Raw genomic sequence first — 16,537 nt, 5'->3', positions numbered from 1 at the left:
TAAGACCCGGGTTTGCAAATGAGAAATTGCAAACTGGGGCTTGTTAAAATTGGTACTCCATAATGTAATCATCCATGAAGAAACCTTCTCCAATGTCGATTTTTACCGATTCTTTTACTTCGAAACCTGCCTTCAGGTAAAAGGATTTGGCATTATTGTTTTTATTTACATTCAATTGTAAAGCACTTGCACCCGCTGCCTTAACTTGATTAAAAACCTCGTTAATCAATATTTTACCTATACCTTTTCCATGCGCACTCGGTAACACGTAAAGCTTGTGTAATTTGTAAATTCGGTTTTCGTGGTCTACAATAGAAAACCCAGCAAAGCCATATTGCTTTTCACCATCTTCGGCAACAAGAAAGGTATGGCCTTCCATAAATTGTTTAAGCAGTTCGCCTTTGCAGTACATGTTGCCGAGCATGTAGTCAATTTGTTTTTGCCCAATAATATCGAGATAGGTTGATGGCCAGGTTTCAGCCGCAATATCCCTTATCAATTCGATATCTTCTTCTTTAGCTTTTCTCAGTGTAATCATAGCGGTTCGCTTATAAAAATCGGCTGTCCGTTAAAATTGAATTCAACAAAGCCATCATTAACAACTTCAAAGACCTCATCTTCGTTTTGCGTAAGATTTGTAACTTCCAGGTATCGGTTTCCATGAATTAAAAACTGACTGCCCGCAGGTTTCCAAACAGAGAAGCCCGATTTGATAGGATAGTGTTTAGCCTTTTCAGTGAATACCACCAGGTTGATCAAATCATCAAATCCAGCGAATTTTTCCAGATCGAACTTCCTGGTGATGACATTTACCGCCGGATATTTTTCGCCAACTAAGTAATTGATGGAGACCATTAAAGCATCAACCGGCCCTTGTATAATTTTGGTATCCTCCTGCACTTCTGCACCATTACCGTTAATTAAAACATCAACCTTTAGTCCCAGCGAATAGATTTTATCGTAGCATTCCCCATTTACCAAAAGGGTTGGGCTCCACTCTAAAAGTTGCCCCAGCAACTCTTCATTGAAATTTCCAAGCTCATCAATATATAGAGCTGGTTCTTGTTTTTCTTTTACAATATGATGTGACGACATGAAGGCGAAGATAAAGGAATTTAAGTTTTTAGAATGACGATTTTTAATTTAAACCCAATTAGATGGCTGGGTTTTATTAAGCTTTTATCGCATCGTAAAAATTTTCATAAGCTTCAATGAAATCATCAGCATTGTAAATGGCGGCAGAAACTGCTATTCCGTGAAGGCCAGTTGCCATTAAAACCGCAACATCGTAAATTTTTATTCCACCAACGGCCAGAACCGGCAAATCGATGTTGAGTTTCTTTAGCTTTTTCAAAGCCGCCATGTAATCTTGGGCAGAAATTAGCGGGAAGCTGTTCGGTTTCGTTTCAGTTATTGCAAATGGCCCGAAACTAGCATAATCTACACCCTCGTTAGCAAGCCTAATTAATTCATCAACTGTATTTGCTGATCCACCAAGTGTAATATCGTTCCCAACTTTTCTACGCAGAGCGATAAAATCTGCATCCATTTCCTCCATATGAAACCCTTGAATATCGGCCTGCCCGTTTAAATGGATGTGGTTGGTAACGATTAAAGTTGTGCCCCAATCATCGCAAATTTCGGCGATGGCATTTATCTCTGCTAAAAGTGCATCATCGGCCTTGGTTAAGCAACGGTATTGAACCCATTTTGCGCCGGCTTCACAAGCATTTTGCACCTGCTCAACATGACTTAGGTTAGGTAAGTCATGGGTAATGTACTGTAGTTGCTCAATGTATTTCATGTAGATAATGTATTGATATAAGCTTTTTAGGCAAAGATGTAAAATTAGGATTTCAATTTAAAAAAGACCATCATAAAAATCGCCATTGCTAAAGCGTTGGAACGCTTTGCAATGGCGATAATTTGTGTCAATAAATTAGAACTTTACATTTAAGCTCAGCAAGAAATTCCTGGTCGCTTGGGGGTAATAATAGTTAAATCTATCTAAAGTCCCGCCAAATAAATACGGATAGGTACCTCCGTTATTTTCGTAAAGTGTACTAAAAACATTGTTCACCAACAGTGTTAGGCCAACGTTTTTTATTCCGGCGAATGAAGTGTTGTAATTCAACCGGATGTCGTTTACGAAAAAGCTTTTTAAGGTGCGTGTTTCAGCAGATGTATTATCAAGATATTGTTCACCAACATATTTGCTTAACAACGCTATACTTGCATTTGGCAACACATTGTAATTAATCTCGCTCGATAAAATAACTGATGGTGAGAAGGCAATATCGGTGTTTCTATAATTGTTAATTACAGTAGCCGTTAATGCCGCTGGGTCTTCATCATAAATATATTCCTCGAAATTTTTAATTTTATTTCTACTTAAGGTTGCCGTTGCCGCCCACGATAAGTTTTTGAGAACTTGCCATTTTCCATCTACTTCGATACCTGCACGGTAGCTATCTGCCACATTCTGACGCGTTTGTCCGCCTACATCATTTAATTTTCCGGTATTAATCAATTGGTCTTTGTATATCATTGCAAAACCATTTGCACCTAAAGTCACATTAGAAAACTGGGTGCGGTAGCCGGCCTCAAAATCTGTTAAATGTTCTGGCTTGGGTCTGCTATTAATATCCGAATCTGTAAAATCTCTCCGATTCGGCTCTTTATTACCAACTGCAACAGAGGCATACACGTTACTGTTATCGTTAAAGTTATATGTTACACCGGCTTTGGGGTTAAAGAAATTTAATGTTGCATTTTGTTGCCCGGGCATACCATCCGGGCTGATGCCGAAATAAGAATAATACACCCGTCTGTATTGCAAATCTGCAAAAAGATTAAACTGGTTAATTTGGTAGTTTGCTCTGCCAAAAATGTTGAAATCCGTTTTAAACGCATCGTTATCATCGTAACGGTAACGCGTAGAACCGCTTCCATCATAATTGGCAAATTGCGCCCAAACCACTTCATCAAAATGTTTACCCTTATACTCATTGTAGGCGCCTCCCAATACAAAGTTTAAATTATTTTTTGGGGTATAATTTAATGAATAGGTAATGCCATAAAAATCGTTGTCGAGCCAAAGTCTACGTACCAGGTCTGATGTGTTTTGTGTTACACCACCCAACACAACTGCTGGTATACCATAATTTGCTAAATCCTGGTCGTCTTTGTATTCTTCGTAATAGCCCCTCCCATAAGTATAATGTAAGGCCGCATTTGCCACTAGCTTCGAAGACAGGTTCCGGGTGTAGAATAATTGGTAATGGTCTTGTTGATAGTTATCGGTTTGATTATCATAGGTAAAATCATTGTGCGTACGGTCTGTTTTCAACAACTCTTCGCTTACGCCATTCCAGGCCTGGTAGGTTTTTTCGGTACCGCTAAACACGTTTGCACGAAGAATATCTTTTTTTCCGTAGTAGGCGCCAGATACAAAAAACGATTTTAAGTTCGAAGATGCACGGTCCACGTAACCATCAGATTTGATCCGCGATAAGCGACCATCAAAAGTAAACTTATTTGCAATTAAGCCAGAACCTAAGCTTACCGTGTTTTTCAACGTATTGTAAGAACCATAAGTATTGTTCAGCTCGGCGTATGCAGAATCTCTGCGGGTAGTGGTTTGAATATTTAAGCTACCCCCGAAAGCACCAGCTCCATTGGTAGAAGTTCCTACACCGCGTTGAATCTGGATGTTATCTACCGAAGAAGCCAAATCTGGCAGGTTGATGAAGAAACTGCCCTGGCTTTCTGCATCGTTCAATGGGATGCCATTTAGCGTAACATTTATACGTGTTGCATCGCTCCCGCGAATGCGCAAACCCGTATAGCCAACGCCCGCACCAGCATCAGAACTTACCACAACAGATGGCGTTTGGTTTAACAAGTAGGGTAAATCATGTCCTAAATTGTTCTTCTCTAACTCGGCCTTATCTAGGTTTTTATAAGTCGTTGCGGTGTTTTTAGATGCTCGTGTGGCACTCACCACCACCTCATCTGCCAAGAAATTTTGTTGCAATAAAGCAAAATCTATGACGGTGTTCTGTGCGAGGGTTATAGCTTTTTCTTGCGACCTAAAACCGACATAGCTTACCACAATAGTGTAGTTTCCATCGGCTAAGTTACCCAAGGTATAGTTTCCATTGGCATCGGCTAATACCGCTGTTCTTCGATTTTTAATTTTAACCGTTGCCCCTGGCAGGGCATTCTGCTTTACATCGGTAACCTTACCTGTAATCGAATTTTGTGCCCACGCCAAGGAAGGCAACATTGCAACAAGCGCTGCAAAAAGTAAATTTTTCAATGTTTCTGTTTTTAGTTAAACCCATCGGAAATAGGGGTACTCCCGATTTCAGTTAAACTTCCATAACTCCAATCCCTACGCCGGCATTACCCGGATCAGGTGCATCCGAGGTAGCGGGATGGATCGCTTTGGCCTATCTAGCGCACCGCAAGATGCACAAAGCTTAACGTCAACCTTTAACCTCAGAATGGGTATGATCTCAGCCCGTTTTTGTGTTATTTAAAACAAGGCACCCCTAATGATGGGGCAAATGTAGAAAAATATGTTACGATAATTCAAATTAAAAATGACTCTTTTTTTAGAAAAGCAGTTTCAGATGCTTATAGGTACCGATAGTCCTGCTTTCCCTCCAAAATTTTTGTGGTTATGCTTGCAATATTATTGTTAACTGCAACAAAAATGTTTTCCGTTCCAATCAGGTTTAATATACGCTCAGCTGTGCAGCTATTGAAGGTTGCAAAGCGCAAACCGAGCAATAGACTAAACTGCCACCTCAATTTGGCTTTTGGAAATACCCAGCGCCTGGGTAATTAAATTGGCGTAAGGGTAAGCAGGAGAGAAAATGGCATAATCAAACTTAATGCCCCTAAGCTGCCCCAATATGTCATCGATAAACTTCATAGGCTCTAGTAACGCCGTAATTAATCCAGATTTCTGCCCTTTTGAATCTTCATCTATGACATTAAAAGTAGTAAGCGTTTGACTATAACTTTTAAAGCTCGCACCAATTTCTTCTATCGGCTCCTTATAGACTGCATCGCCAAAAAAAGTAACCTCTTCGCCTTTGTGTAACAGTTCATTAGCTATGCCAAGCATTGGCTTAGCAGATTCATCGTGCGGATTAGATAAAAAAAGTACTCGAGGCATAACGTGTATTGTTAATTATTTATAGAATTAATGCAGAAGACGGATATAACAGGCTTTTACTTTAAAATTTTCCTGTTTTCTAAATCATAAACAGAAATTATGCTTTGTTTCTGTGGCCCCAGCCACCACATCGGCGTTTGTATTCTTCTTTAAAACGAGCCCTTTCTTCGTCGTTCATGTTCTGCCATTTATTGCGCATAGCGCTGGCTCTATTTTTAAAACCACCGCCCCCTTTGCCAAAATTTCCAAATAGTAACCTGCAAAGCGCTAGCAAACCTAGTCCTTGCCAAAACGTTAGTTTGCCAGTATGGGCTACCTCTGGTAGAATGTAATTCCATAAAAACATAACCACATAACCAAGTAGCGCAACAACTAAGGCTGCAATTGGTAGGAAGAAAATAAATTTCCATCCCCGATTAAATTTTCCATTTCTCATTTTCCTGATCGTTAATAGTTTATAAATTCTTGATATAAATTTTGCAAACGGCTACGCAGGTGTTTTACTGCATAGCCTTTTCTAGATATTAAAGTTTTAATGTTCTCACCGGTTTCATTAGCCAACTCTTGGAAAGTGCGCTCTTCTAATTCGTTTTGAATGAAAACGTACCGTTGGTTTTCAGGCAACTCGTTAAGGGCCAAAAACAATTGGTCCCAGAATATCTTTTTTAGCCCTTCATCTTCCGGCGAAAAGGTTTCAGCCAAAAGAATTTCCTTAAAATTAATTCCGCCTTCTTCATCCTCGTAAGCGAAATCATCAAGCAGCGCTTCTTTTTGCTTACGATACCTATCTGTAATCTTATTTCTGGCTACACGATATAGCCAACCGCTAATTTGTTCAATGGCATTGGCTTCTGGCTGATTGCTTAACTGGTACCAAACATCTTGTAGAATATCTTCCGCATCCTCGTCGGTACTTACCCGCCCGCGTATAAAACCAAACAAGCGCTTGCCATAATGGGCAACCGTGGCAATAATATCTAGGCGTTGGTTTTCTGACACAGTAGTTTGCATTTCTATAACAGTAAACGGGTGTGCTACTGTATTACTTTAAAATTTTGTGTTTTTTTTATGCCGCGTTATCTAACCCAAATATAAGTGGGCTTTTTCATTACGTTCGTATCAGAAATTTTTTAAACAAAAAAAAGCTTTCCCTTTTGAGGAAAGCTTTTAGAACTAATAAAAGTTAGCTTATTTTTTAGTTGTATCTACTGGAGCTGGTTTTGCCGGTGCAGTATTATTTAAATTTCCACCAATTGGAGATGGAGAAGGCGTTTTATCTAACCTCTCTTGAATAGCAGAGTTGCCTACCGCTGCAGAGCCACCACTTGTTTTAGAAATAGTTGTAATTGCTAAAGTTAACACCACTATTGCCGCTAACAATACCCACGAACCTTTTTCTAAAACATCGCCAGTACGTTGTACACCAAACATGTTGCTTGTGCCACCGCCTGTAGCTAAACCACCACCTTTAGGATTTTGTATCAACACAAATAAACCTAAAGCTATACACACAACAATTAATAAAATGATTAAAAAGGTTACCATGGTAATATTATATTTTAAAATTTCTTTTCTATAGATTGGATAAGGTCGGCAAAGTAACCACTTTTTTCTGGATATTTCAAACTTAATTTTTTATAAGTGTCTATGGCTTTGTGGTAAAGCATTTGTTCGATGTAAATTTTGGCTAAGGTCTCTGAAACCAGGTCGTAACGGTCTTCTGCGCTTTTCTTAGCCTTATTTTCTGTATCAATTTGTTCTGGTTTGGGCGGCTTTATTGTAGGGTCTTCTTTTAAAAACTTTTCAATAATCTCGGCACCTTTAGGATCTTTAACATCAGCAGTGGGATATTCCGCCAGGTGATCTGCAACCTCAAAAGGCGTTTGAATATGGAAAATATGCTCTACATATTGCTGTTGAAACTCTTCTCTTGCCTGGGGCTGGTTTTGTTTTTTTACAACTCCGGCTTTTTGCTGGGCATACGGTTGGAAAATCTGCTCGTGTTCCTTACGTGTTTTAGCTAGCCACCACAAAAAGGTATAAGGAAGCTGGTCATCATCATATTTCGACACAAAGTTTACATCATGGCCATCCGGAACAACAGTCTCTATTTCTGGTACAGCTGGAACAACATCGGTGCTTTGCCGTTCTTCGAAGGCGAAAAAGTCTGTAGCGGCAACACTTTCTATTATAGGGTCTTCATCCTCAATAAAATCCATTAAATGGCTGTCTATGCCTGGTAGATTTTTAGGCGTTTCTATTTCAGCAGGAGCAGGAGTTGTGTTTACCTCAATTCTTGTCTCTTCTACATCATCAGCTACTAAACTCTGCGAAGCAACTTCTTCTGTTACTTCAAAGTTTTCATCATTTTCTGAAACGATGTTCAGGACATTAAATAGCGCATTTCCATGGCTATATAATGCCGCTTTAGGAATGTAAGTGGAATCGGCCTTGGCCAATAGTAAATGAATAGGCTGGGCATATGGAAATTGCTGCGCAAGATCTTTAAGCATGGTTACATGCTGCGGACCAACCTTGCCTGGTTGTGCGAGTAAATTTACCAATAGCTGTTTGTTATCCATTATAGCGGTTTGAGGCTAAGTTAAAAAATGTAAGCGGGTTTCTGAAAATTTATCGGCGCTATATCGCTATCGTTACCCTTACCATTGTGCAAAAGCACGGTTAAAAATATCTTCCGTTAGCTGTTTGTTAATGTTTTCTATCGCCGAAGGCAACACCGATTGAATCGGCGCCCCGTTTAAAGGAAAATCGAAATATTTGGTAAAACTCTCTTCGAAACTTTCTTTTTCTTTGCCTTCAATATTATTGGTATATTTTACCGAGACGGTGATGGTTAATCTATTTGCACCTGCAGTTGGCGTAGTACTCGATTGCAAGGCTACTGGTTTAATGTCGTAGCCTGTTATCCTTCCTTCAAAAACAGCATCGCCTTCCGTAGTAGATATACTTAAATTGGTTTGGTTACGGATCCTCGTTTTAAGCGCTTCGGTAAGTTGATTGCTTAATGTGGGTACAACCAATGGGGCATTGTTCTCAAAAACCTTAACCACCACAGTTTTTAAACCTACCGTAGATGCTCCATTAAATTTGTATGAGCATGAGCTGAGTATTGCAATAAGTAAAAAGGCAAATAATTTAATTTTCATTACGATAGATTCTATTTAAGGCATTGATTTTTGAACAGCAAAGCGGACTCAACGATAAGTGCTTATAAATTCAGTTCTTTAATTTTTCTATAAAGTGTGCGCTCAGAAATGCCAAGTTCTTGCGCAGCAAATTTTCTTTTGCCTTTGTGTTTCTTAAGTGCTTTTTTTATGAGGTCAGATTCTTTATCAATTAACGATAACGATTCTTCTACCTCTTCTGCATCGTCGGCGAAGTAATCGTTGCTATTATTGTTGTTGCCTTGGTTTGCATTAGCATGCTGGATGGTAAATGCATGCTCTTGTCCGGCAGGCAGTTCTACATCACGATAAAGCTGATTGATATACTGAGGATTATCAGCCAAAACGGTTGCGGTATTGCCGCCGTGCTGAATAATTTCAGCAACCAATTTTTTTAGCTCAACCATGTCTTTTTTCATATCGAAGAGCACCTTATACAAAATATCACGCTCGGTAAAATCTTCTTTCGACTGCGAATTAATCGCCATAGGAAGGTTGCTGCCTGCCTCATTAGGAATGTAGTTCAAGAGTGCCTGCCCAGTTACGTTTCTATCTTTTTCTAACACGCAAATTTGCTCGGCAATATTCTTTAACTGGCGAACATTTCCTGGCCAACTGTAATTGGTTAAAACCTGTACAGCATCTGGTTCTAAATGCAAAGCCGGACTACGGTACTTATCGCTAAAGTCTGCGGCAAATTTTCTGAATAATAAGTAAATATCTTCTTTACGCTCTTGCAAGGCAGGAATACGCAAAGGCACTGTATTTAACCTATAGTATAAATCTTCTCGGAATTTTCCATTTTTAACACGGTTATAAACATCTACGTTCGTAGCGGCAATAATCCGAACATCGGTTTTTTGCACCTTTGATGATCCAACACGTAAATACTCGCCACTTTCGAGAATACGAAGTAACCTGGCTTGTGTGCCTAAAGGCAATTCTGCAACTTCATCTAAAAAGATGGTGCCACCGTTTGCAACTTCAAAATAGCCTTTTCTTGCCTCGTGTGCACCGGTAAACGAACCTTTTTCGTGCCCGAAAAGTTCAGAATCGATAGTACCCTCTGGTATAGCACCACAGTTTACTGCTATAAATGAGCCGTGTTTACGTGCGCTCATTTGATGTATGATCTGAGAGAAAACTTCTTTACCACTGCCACTTTCTCCGGTAATGAGTACCGACATGTCGGTAGGAGCCACCTGGCTAGCAATATCTATCGCCCGGTTTAGCAGCGGCGAGTTTCCAATAATGCCAAACCTTTGTTTAATATTTTGTGTATCCATTCTTTAGTTTTAGTATTGAGGTATCGGCATGTCACCGCTTTACACCTCTTCGCAACATATTAAACTATTTTTCCGATTAACGTAGCTGATGTGCATCTTTCGATATAAACATTTGCATAATCGCCAGGTTTTACCCCTGTTAGTGCTGGGAAAATAGCCATCGCACCGCTATCACCTCGTCCACAATAATCTTGATCAGATTTTTTTGAAGTGCCTTCAATTAATACACGAACAGTTTTACCAACCCATTCTTGCAGACGCATCAGCGAGTGTGCTTGTTGTTTCGCTAAAATTTCTGCCAAACGACGTTTTTTAACTTCCTCAGGAATATCATCTTCGAGTTTGCGTGCTGCTAGTGTTCCTGGTCTTTCAGAATAGGTAAAGTTGTAAGCAAAGTCGTATTGTACATAATCCATCATGCTTAAAGTTTCTTGATGTTCTTCTTCCGTTTCGGTACAAAAACCAGCAATAATATCTGTTGATATGGCGCACCCAGGTATGATTCTTCTAATCGCATCGATACGGTTAATGTACCATTCGCGGGTGTAGGTGCGATTCATTAATTCTAAAACGCGGCTATTGCCAGATTGGACCGGAAGATGGATGTAGTTGCAGATGTTATCGTATTTAGCAATGGTTTCTAAAACTTCATCCGTAATGTCTTTAGGATGTGAAGTAGAAAAACGTACCCTTAAATTCGGGTTTACCATTGCTGTTTGTGCCAACAGCTGTGCAAAATTTACAGTTTCTGAACCATCTTCTGAAGTCCAGGTGTAGGAATCTACATTTTGCCCCAAAAGCGTTACTTCGCGGTAGCCTGCCTCGAATAAGTTTTTTGCTTCCTCGATTATGGAATGTGCATCTCGACTGCGTTCTCGGCCACGGGTAAATGGCACTACGCAAAACGAACACATATTATTGCATCCACGGGTAATGGAGATAAAAGCAGTAATGCCGTTGCTGTTTAACCTCACCGGACTTATATCTGCATAGGTTTCTTCACGAGACAACAATACGTTTACTGCTTTGTGTCCGCTTTCAACTTGCTCAATTAAATTAGGAAGATCCCGGTAAGCATCAGGCCCAACAACTACATCAACTAAGCGCTCTTCCTCTAAAAATTTCGATTTCAAACGTTCAGCCATACATCCCAAAACACCAACAATTAATTTTGGGTTGCGTCTTTTTTCCACTCCAAACTGAGATAAGCGATTTCTAACCCTTGTCTCCGCGTTTTCGCGGATGGAACAGGTATTAATGAAGATTACATCTGCTTGATGATAATCGCCAGTGGTTTCAAATCCCGTTTCGGAAAGAATGGACGCTACAATTTCACTATCCGCAAAATTCATGGCACAACCATAACTTTCTATATATAATTTACGGGCATCGGCTTTAACGGGGGCGTATAAAATTAGCGCTTCACCTTGCCTGGCTTCGTCATGTGTTTTATCCTGTATTTGTAAGTCAATCATGCTTAAAAAAAGATTTTTGGGACTGCAAAAATACACAAATAAAATTAAAAGTGACAAATTGGCACATTTACTTTAAATGTTTACAGTATCATTATAAGCATTGTGTTAATTGAATAAAATGCAGTTGATTACATTTTGCGTTAACTGCTTTTTTGTAAGGTAAAGGCGAATGTGGTGCCAATGCCGGGAGTGCTCCGTACAGAAATTGTTTGTTGGTGTGCTTCTAAAATATGTTTCACAATTGCAAGCCCCAATCCCGTTCCACCAACTTCCCGAGCCCGGTGGGTGTCTATCCGATAGAAACGTTCGAACAGACGAAGGAGGTGTTTTTCCTCTATGCCTATGCCATTATCGGTTACCTCGATCAAAAACTGATCGTGAAGTTCAAATATCTTAATTGCCGTTTCCCCATGATCTACGCCATATTTAATGCTGTTTACAATAAGGTTAATTAATACCTGCCTTATTTTTTCACGGTCGGCATTAACACTTGTGATGGTAGAATACTTATCCTTGAAAAAAAGTTTAATATGTTTGATTTTAGCCCGGTCTTCAAGATTTTCCATTACCTCCTTAGCCAGCGAGACAAAATCGAATTTCTGATAATTTATGGGCGATTCGCCTGTTTCTAATTTAGCAATGGCATCTAAATCATTTATTAGATAGCTCAATCGCTCTACGTTGTTTTCTGCCTTCTGAAGAAATTTTAAAGCCATCTCCGGATCGTCGGTAATGCAGTCTTGTAAAGTTTCAATGTAACCCTGAATGGCAAAAAGAGGCGTTTTAAACTCGTGGGAAACGTTTGATAAAAACTCTCTACGAAATTGCTCCTGTTTTTTTAATAGGTCAATTTCCTTCTTTTTTGCGCCCGCCCATTCTTTAACTTCCTGCTCAACATCGTTTATTGGGTCAGAACTTACATACTCACCTAAGGCATCTTTTAGGTCTTTTCCTAATTTAAGGTTGTGGATAAGCTTATATATCAGTTTAATTTTATTGTAGATATATTTCTCCAACAGGTAATAAAACACGAGGAAACTACTTAAGAAGGATACGCCAAATGAAATCGCTAAATAATACCAGCTGTGCTGAAAATAGAAATTTACCATACCGATGGAAAATGCAACGGCAATGGCTGTAAATAACACCAACACACTTAATTTCATGTTGCAATTTAGTAGTTTTATGTTAAATGATTGTTAAGTCCATGGATATCCCTAATGCAAAAACATAAGCACCATTATTATTCCAAACTTAATCAATGTAAACCTCCCACTATGAATGTTTAGATACTATAATTGCTTTTCTGTAAGATATTTCCAATATCGTTTTGGTACATGCTGGAGGTGCAACTTTGTATTCTTCCTGGAAACAATGTTAGCACTTTTAAAATAGTCTTTCCATAGCAGCGTATAGAGGCCTTCCTTTTCATCCATTAATGCGGCAGTCGGCTGTTTCTTATTTACGCCATCCGTAAAATCAACCGTGATTTCTTCAACGGTATTTAAATTGTAATGTAAGCCATATTTACGCTTTAGATCGTAGATAACCCACTGTTGGTCGGCGTAACGGTTTTTAAAATGATTCGATATTAAAGGCAAAACATTGAAATCAGGATCTATACTTGTGTAAAACATCTCATCACTCGTTTTTTGAAACCTGATAAAAGCTTCCATTCGATGCTTTTCCCTTTCTACACTTTTTGCAAATTTGGATAAAGCGATAACATGCTCGTTACCAAAATTATTTTCTGCACCCGGTGCGTTTGCAAATATGTATATCGAAAACTGGAAAAGATGCTGATAGGCATCAGGAATTTCGGAGAGATAACTACAATAGAACTTGCGAAGCCAATCGCGTTTGAGTTTTTTCTGCAAGCCTTCCCAAACTCGATCTGCTTTTTCGTGATTGGTTAACACTTCAAACTTTTCGGTGAATGCATCTGGTTGGAAAGTATTTGCCAATTGTATGGTAGTAAACCCAGGTTTACGTTCGAACCATTCGAAAACCGCACTAAGCAAACCAGGAAGGGTACCATCAAAAAGGAAAATCATCTTTTCAGATTTTTAAAATAAAATCAATTGACTGCTGTCAGTTTTTAAATATTTACTTTGACTTTCTGCAAGTATAAAGGCCTTGATTTGTGTTCCCTGGTAATCTTTGATTTGATAAGGGCTATCAGCGCAGGTAATAAAATGCTTGGCTCTATTGTAAGCCACGCCAATTTTCTTTAGTTGATCGATCCTCAACTTACCAAATTTGCGTGCTTGAACAATCTTTTTCGCCGACATTACGCCTATGCCAGGAATACGCAATATCATTTTATAATCAGCTTTATTAATGTCTACTGGAAAATGCTGCATGTTTCTAATCGCCCAACTCAGTTTGGGATCTATATCTACATCTAGATTAGGATTAGCATCATTTAGAATTTCCTGAACTTTAAAGCCATAAAAACGCATCAGCCAATCGGTTTGGTAAAGTCTGTTTTCACGAAGTAAAGGTGGTTGTGTACCAAGGACGGGCATTCTGCTATCATTACTGATGGGTACATAGCCAGAATAGTATACTCTTTTTAGTGAGAAGTTTTTATAATAGGCATTGGCAGTGTACATAATATCTTTATCACTTTCTGGCGTTGCCCCTATTACCATTTGTGTACTTTGCCCTGCAGGAACGAATTTTGGAATGTGTTTAATCAACTTTTTATCAGCGGCAAATTGAGCAATATTTTGTTGAACAAAACCAAGTGGCTTAATTACATCAGCATGGCTTTTTTCCGGAGCCAATAACTTTAATCCTGCCTCGGTTGGCATTTCCAGGTTAATACTCATTCTATCTGCATAAAGCCCTGCTTCCTTGATTAACTCATCACTAGCACCAGGAATTGTTTTCAGATGAATATAACCGTTGTAATTTTGCTCTAAACGTAATTTTTTGCAAACCAAAAGCAAGCGCTCCATGGTAAAGTCTGCATTTTTGAAAATGCCTGAACTTAAGAAGAGACCTTCGATGTAGTTTCTGCGGTAAAAGTTCATCGTTAAATCAACAACTTCATCTACCGTAAATGCCGCACGTTTTATATCGTTACTCTTCCTGGATACGCAAAACAAACAGTCGTAAATACAATGGTTAGTTAATAAAATTTTCAACAAAGAAACGCATCTACCATCTTCAGTGTAAGTATGGCAGATGCCAGACGTATGGCTATTGCCAATTCCTTTATTATCATTTTTTCTGGTACCGCCACTCGATGAACATGATACATCGTACTTTGCTGCATCGGCAAGGATATTAAGTTTCTCTCTAATTCGGTCAGACATACACAAGTTATTTACTAACAAATGTAGTTAAAAAACTAAAAAAATTAGTATATAAAAAGCGTTAACTTACTCTCCCAGGGAATAACAAATGAGGGTTAAAATATTGTATTCAGTTGATTATTTTCCCTCCCATTCCTGGTAGAAATTGTCGAGATAGGTTAACATAAAATCATGGCGTTTAATTGCGATGGCTTTGCCTGCCGCGGTATTCATCATATCCTTTAATAACAGCAATTTCTCATAGAAATGATTGATGGTGGGTGCTGTTGTATTTTTATAAGTTTCTTTATCGAGATGCTGTTGCGGTGGTATCGCAGGATCGTATAGAACCCTATTTTTAAAGCCACCATAAGTAAAAGCCCTGGCAATTCCAATAGCTCCGATGGCATCTAATCGATCTGCATCTTGTACAATTTGCATTTCTTTAGATGTGAAGCTTGTGCTATCAAAACTATTTTTAAAAGACATGTGCTGAATAATCAACTTTACATGGGTAATGATTTCAGCATCAATTGCCAGAGATTCTAGAAATCGTGATGCTGTATTAGGCCCTATTTCTTCATCACCATTATTAAATTTTGGATCTGCGATATCATGAAGAAGCGCAGCAAATGCGACAACTAATTCATTTCCCTTCTCCTCTTGGTTAATAAGCATTGCCGACTTATACACCCTTTCGATATGGAACCAATCGTGTCCAGCTTCTGCGTGCTCTAAAGTTTGTTTAACAAAAACAATCGTCTTTTGTAGGAATTCCCGCATCTTTTTTCTCACAAAGTTATTAGAAAAAAGTTGAGGATTGAGGATGTTTAAGCAACTGTAGGTAAATTAACCTACAGCTACTGTTTTAGTTTCATCATCTGCAATGATTTTAATCAAATCATTATGATTTAAAGTTAATACGTGGGCAACTTCAACTTCCAATATGTCTGAAATTTGAAAAAGTCTATCTACGGTAAGTTTACTGTAACCCAATTCGATCTTGCTATACGCATTCTGCGAAATCTTAAGCTTGGCCGCTAAGTAATCTTGAGTATAGTCTCTATATTCCCTAATCTTTCGAATATTCCCGGCAACATTCTTCGTCTTTAAAGCTAATACATCTTCCATAACGGATAATTTTAATAAGTGTTAAACGGTATATACGACGGTTCTTATGTTTTAGTTTTTAGGGCTTTAAAGCAGCAAATCATTTGCAATATATGCAACACGCGAACGGCAGTAGTAAAAATATATTGTACAAATCTCAACAACTCAAAAGTTTAACATATTCTTTCTTGTTGTTATAAATCAATGGGTTATGAAAAACTTAAAGCAGTTTAGTTTCGTTTCTTATATACACCGCAAGTAACCAAGCGGTGGTTTATAAAGGAGTAGCCGAAAACCTCAAACAGAGTAGGCATTATTAAAATTAGAAAACGTTATGAAACTTCAAGAGTTAAATTTAAACGAAATGAAAGAAATCAACGGTGGTGGTTTATTAGGTGGTAACGATTCATCAAATTCAGGTGGGTTACTAGGTTCAATTGGAATTGGCAATTTATTGTCGTTCTCTAATGAAACACAAGACGGAGATGAATCGAGTAAGACCTCGTTCTCTTTAGGGAATAACATTGGTGGAAGTTTGGAAGGTTTATTCCAAAGCCTAACTAGCTAATTATAAACTCAATTTATAATGAAAAAATCCCACCTCGAGTGGGATTTTTTTTGCTAATGGGATAGTCCGTTACAATTGTTAGAGAAATTTTTAATACGTTTTGAGAACAAAAGTTATTACTTTCTATAAATACAATTATGAAAAATTTAACGAAAGACGAGATGACAACCACAAATGGTGGTGGATCATTTAACCAACAAGGGGGCTTCGGTATATCATTTACTGCCAGTGCAGAAAGTTTACTAAACTTAACCTTTACCAGAACATATGGCGATCGCGAAAGCACTACTAACCTTTCTATAGGTAACGATATTGACGTGGGGTCTAGATCGTCTGGAGCATCTGATTGATACACAAACACATAATAAAAGGCCAAGTAATTGGTCTTTTTTTTTGACGTGGAAAACTAAAATTGTAAAAATG

General features: G+C 38.5%; 19 protein-coding genes. 2 read left to right on the top strand and 17 right to left on the bottom strand.

Going from position 1 to position 16,537, the window contains the following annotated elements; all coding sequences use genetic code 11:
• Positions 1 to 43: 43 nt before the first annotated feature.
• The 17 genes from OQ268_RS03645 to OQ268_RS03565 form a co-directional block, all read right to left on the bottom strand.
• The gene (locus OQ268_RS03645) at positions 44 to 538 is read right to left on the bottom strand and encodes a GNAT family N-acetyltransferase (RefSeq protein ID WP_265854735.1); all 495 of its coding nucleotides are present in this window, start codon (positions 536 to 538) and stop codon (positions 44 to 46) included.
• Entirely contained in the window at positions 535 to 1,095 is a 561-nt protein-coding gene (locus tag OQ268_RS03640) for a thiamine pyrophosphokinase (protein ID WP_265854734.1), read from the bottom strand. Before OQ268_RS03640 ends, OQ268_RS03645 begins: the two co-directional genes overlap by 4 nt.
• A gap of 76 nt (positions 1,096 to 1,171) precedes the next feature.
• Positions 1,172 to 1,804 carry a thiamine phosphate synthase gene (locus OQ268_RS03635; RefSeq protein ID WP_265854733.1) on the bottom strand — a complete coding sequence of 211 codons (633 nt, stop codon included), beginning with the start codon at positions 1,802 to 1,804 and terminating at the stop codon, positions 1,172 to 1,174.
• Positions 1,805 to 1,939: 135 nt separating this feature from the next.
• On the bottom strand, positions 1,940 to 4,321 hold the full coding sequence (locus OQ268_RS03630) for a TonB-dependent receptor (protein WP_322973930.1): 2,382 nt from the start codon (positions 4,319 to 4,321) through the stop codon (positions 1,940 to 1,942).
• A 480-nt stretch (positions 4,322 to 4,801) separates the two neighbouring features.
• The gene (locus OQ268_RS03625) at positions 4,802 to 5,188 is read right to left on the bottom strand and encodes a glycosyltransferase (protein WP_265854732.1); all 387 of its coding nucleotides are present in this window, start codon (positions 5,186 to 5,188) and stop codon (positions 4,802 to 4,804) included.
• 97 nt (positions 5,189 to 5,285) lie between these two features.
• Positions 5,286 to 5,624, bottom strand: a complete 339-nt coding sequence (locus OQ268_RS03620) for a hypothetical protein (protein ID WP_265854731.1) — start codon at positions 5,622 to 5,624, stop codon at positions 5,286 to 5,288.
• Between the two features lie 11 nt (positions 5,625 to 5,635).
• Positions 5,636 to 6,199, bottom strand: a complete 564-nt coding sequence (locus OQ268_RS03615) for an RNA polymerase sigma factor (protein ID WP_265854730.1) — start codon at positions 6,197 to 6,199, stop codon at positions 5,636 to 5,638.
• A gap of 177 nt (positions 6,200 to 6,376) precedes the next feature.
• Positions 6,377 to 6,733: a preprotein translocase subunit SecG gene (gene secG / locus OQ268_RS03610; RefSeq protein WP_265854729.1), complete on the bottom strand. Its 357-nt coding sequence runs from the start codon at positions 6,731 to 6,733 to the stop codon at positions 6,377 to 6,379.
• A gap of 14 nt (positions 6,734 to 6,747) precedes the next feature.
• Positions 6,748 to 7,770: a hypothetical protein gene (locus tag OQ268_RS03605; protein WP_265854728.1), complete on the bottom strand. Its 1,023-nt coding sequence runs from the start codon at positions 7,768 to 7,770 to the stop codon at positions 6,748 to 6,750.
• 78 nt (positions 7,771 to 7,848) lie between these two features.
• Entirely contained in the window at positions 7,849 to 8,355 is a 507-nt protein-coding gene (locus OQ268_RS03600; protein WP_265854727.1) for an LptE family protein, read from the bottom strand.
• A 62-nt stretch (positions 8,356 to 8,417) separates the two neighbouring features.
• Entirely contained in the window at positions 8,418 to 9,659 is a 1,242-nt protein-coding gene (locus OQ268_RS03595; protein WP_265854726.1) for a sigma-54 interaction domain-containing protein, read from the bottom strand.
• A 59-nt stretch (positions 9,660 to 9,718) separates the two neighbouring features.
• On the bottom strand, positions 9,719 to 11,134 hold the full coding sequence (gene miaB / locus OQ268_RS03590; RefSeq protein WP_265854725.1) for a tRNA (N6-isopentenyl adenosine(37)-C2)-methylthiotransferase MiaB: 1,416 nt from the start codon (positions 11,132 to 11,134) through the stop codon (positions 9,719 to 9,721).
• Between the two features lie 140 nt (positions 11,135 to 11,274).
• Positions 11,275 to 12,300, bottom strand: coding sequence for a sensor histidine kinase (locus tag OQ268_RS03585; protein WP_265854723.1), 1,026 nt, complete (start codon positions 12,298 to 12,300; stop codon positions 11,275 to 11,277).
• A gap of 126 nt (positions 12,301 to 12,426) precedes the next feature.
• Positions 12,427 to 13,188, bottom strand: a complete 762-nt coding sequence (locus OQ268_RS03580; RefSeq protein ID WP_265854722.1) for a TIGR03915 family putative DNA repair protein — start codon at positions 13,186 to 13,188, stop codon at positions 12,427 to 12,429.
• A 12-nt stretch (positions 13,189 to 13,200) separates the two neighbouring features.
• Positions 13,201 to 14,457, bottom strand: a complete 1,257-nt coding sequence (locus tag OQ268_RS03575; protein WP_265854721.1) for a putative DNA modification/repair radical SAM protein — start codon at positions 14,455 to 14,457, stop codon at positions 13,201 to 13,203.
• A 117-nt stretch (positions 14,458 to 14,574) separates the two neighbouring features.
• Positions 14,575 to 15,219, bottom strand: coding sequence for an HD domain-containing protein (locus OQ268_RS03570; protein ID WP_265854720.1), 645 nt, complete (start codon positions 15,217 to 15,219; stop codon positions 14,575 to 14,577).
• A gap of 66 nt (positions 15,220 to 15,285) precedes the next feature.
• On the bottom strand, positions 15,286 to 15,567 hold the full coding sequence (locus OQ268_RS03565) for a helix-turn-helix domain-containing protein (RefSeq protein ID WP_265854719.1): 282 nt from the start codon (positions 15,565 to 15,567) through the stop codon (positions 15,286 to 15,288).
• 313 nt (positions 15,568 to 15,880) lie between these two features.
• Here OQ268_RS03565 and OQ268_RS03560 point away from each other — a divergent pair, with 313 nt between their 5' ends.
• Both OQ268_RS03560 and OQ268_RS03555 read left to right on the top strand, forming a co-directional pair.
• The gene (locus OQ268_RS03560) at positions 15,881 to 16,114 is read left to right on the top strand and encodes a hypothetical protein (RefSeq protein WP_265854718.1); all 234 of its coding nucleotides are present in this window, start codon (positions 15,881 to 15,883) and stop codon (positions 16,112 to 16,114) included.
• A 137-nt stretch (positions 16,115 to 16,251) separates the two neighbouring features.
• A complete protein-coding gene (locus OQ268_RS03555) occupies positions 16,252 to 16,464 on the top strand; it encodes a hypothetical protein (RefSeq protein ID WP_265854717.1) in 213 nt (70 codons plus the stop codon).
• Positions 16,465 to 16,537: the final 73 nt, after the last annotated feature.

This window comes from Pedobacter sandarakinus (assembly GCF_026240095.1).
Taxonomy (GTDB): Bacteria; Bacteroidota; Bacteroidia; order Sphingobacteriales; family Sphingobacteriaceae; genus Pedobacter; species Pedobacter sandarakinus.
The sequence above is the reverse complement of the archived record's forward strand: the minus strand, read 5'-3'. Positions and strand labels throughout refer to the sequence as shown.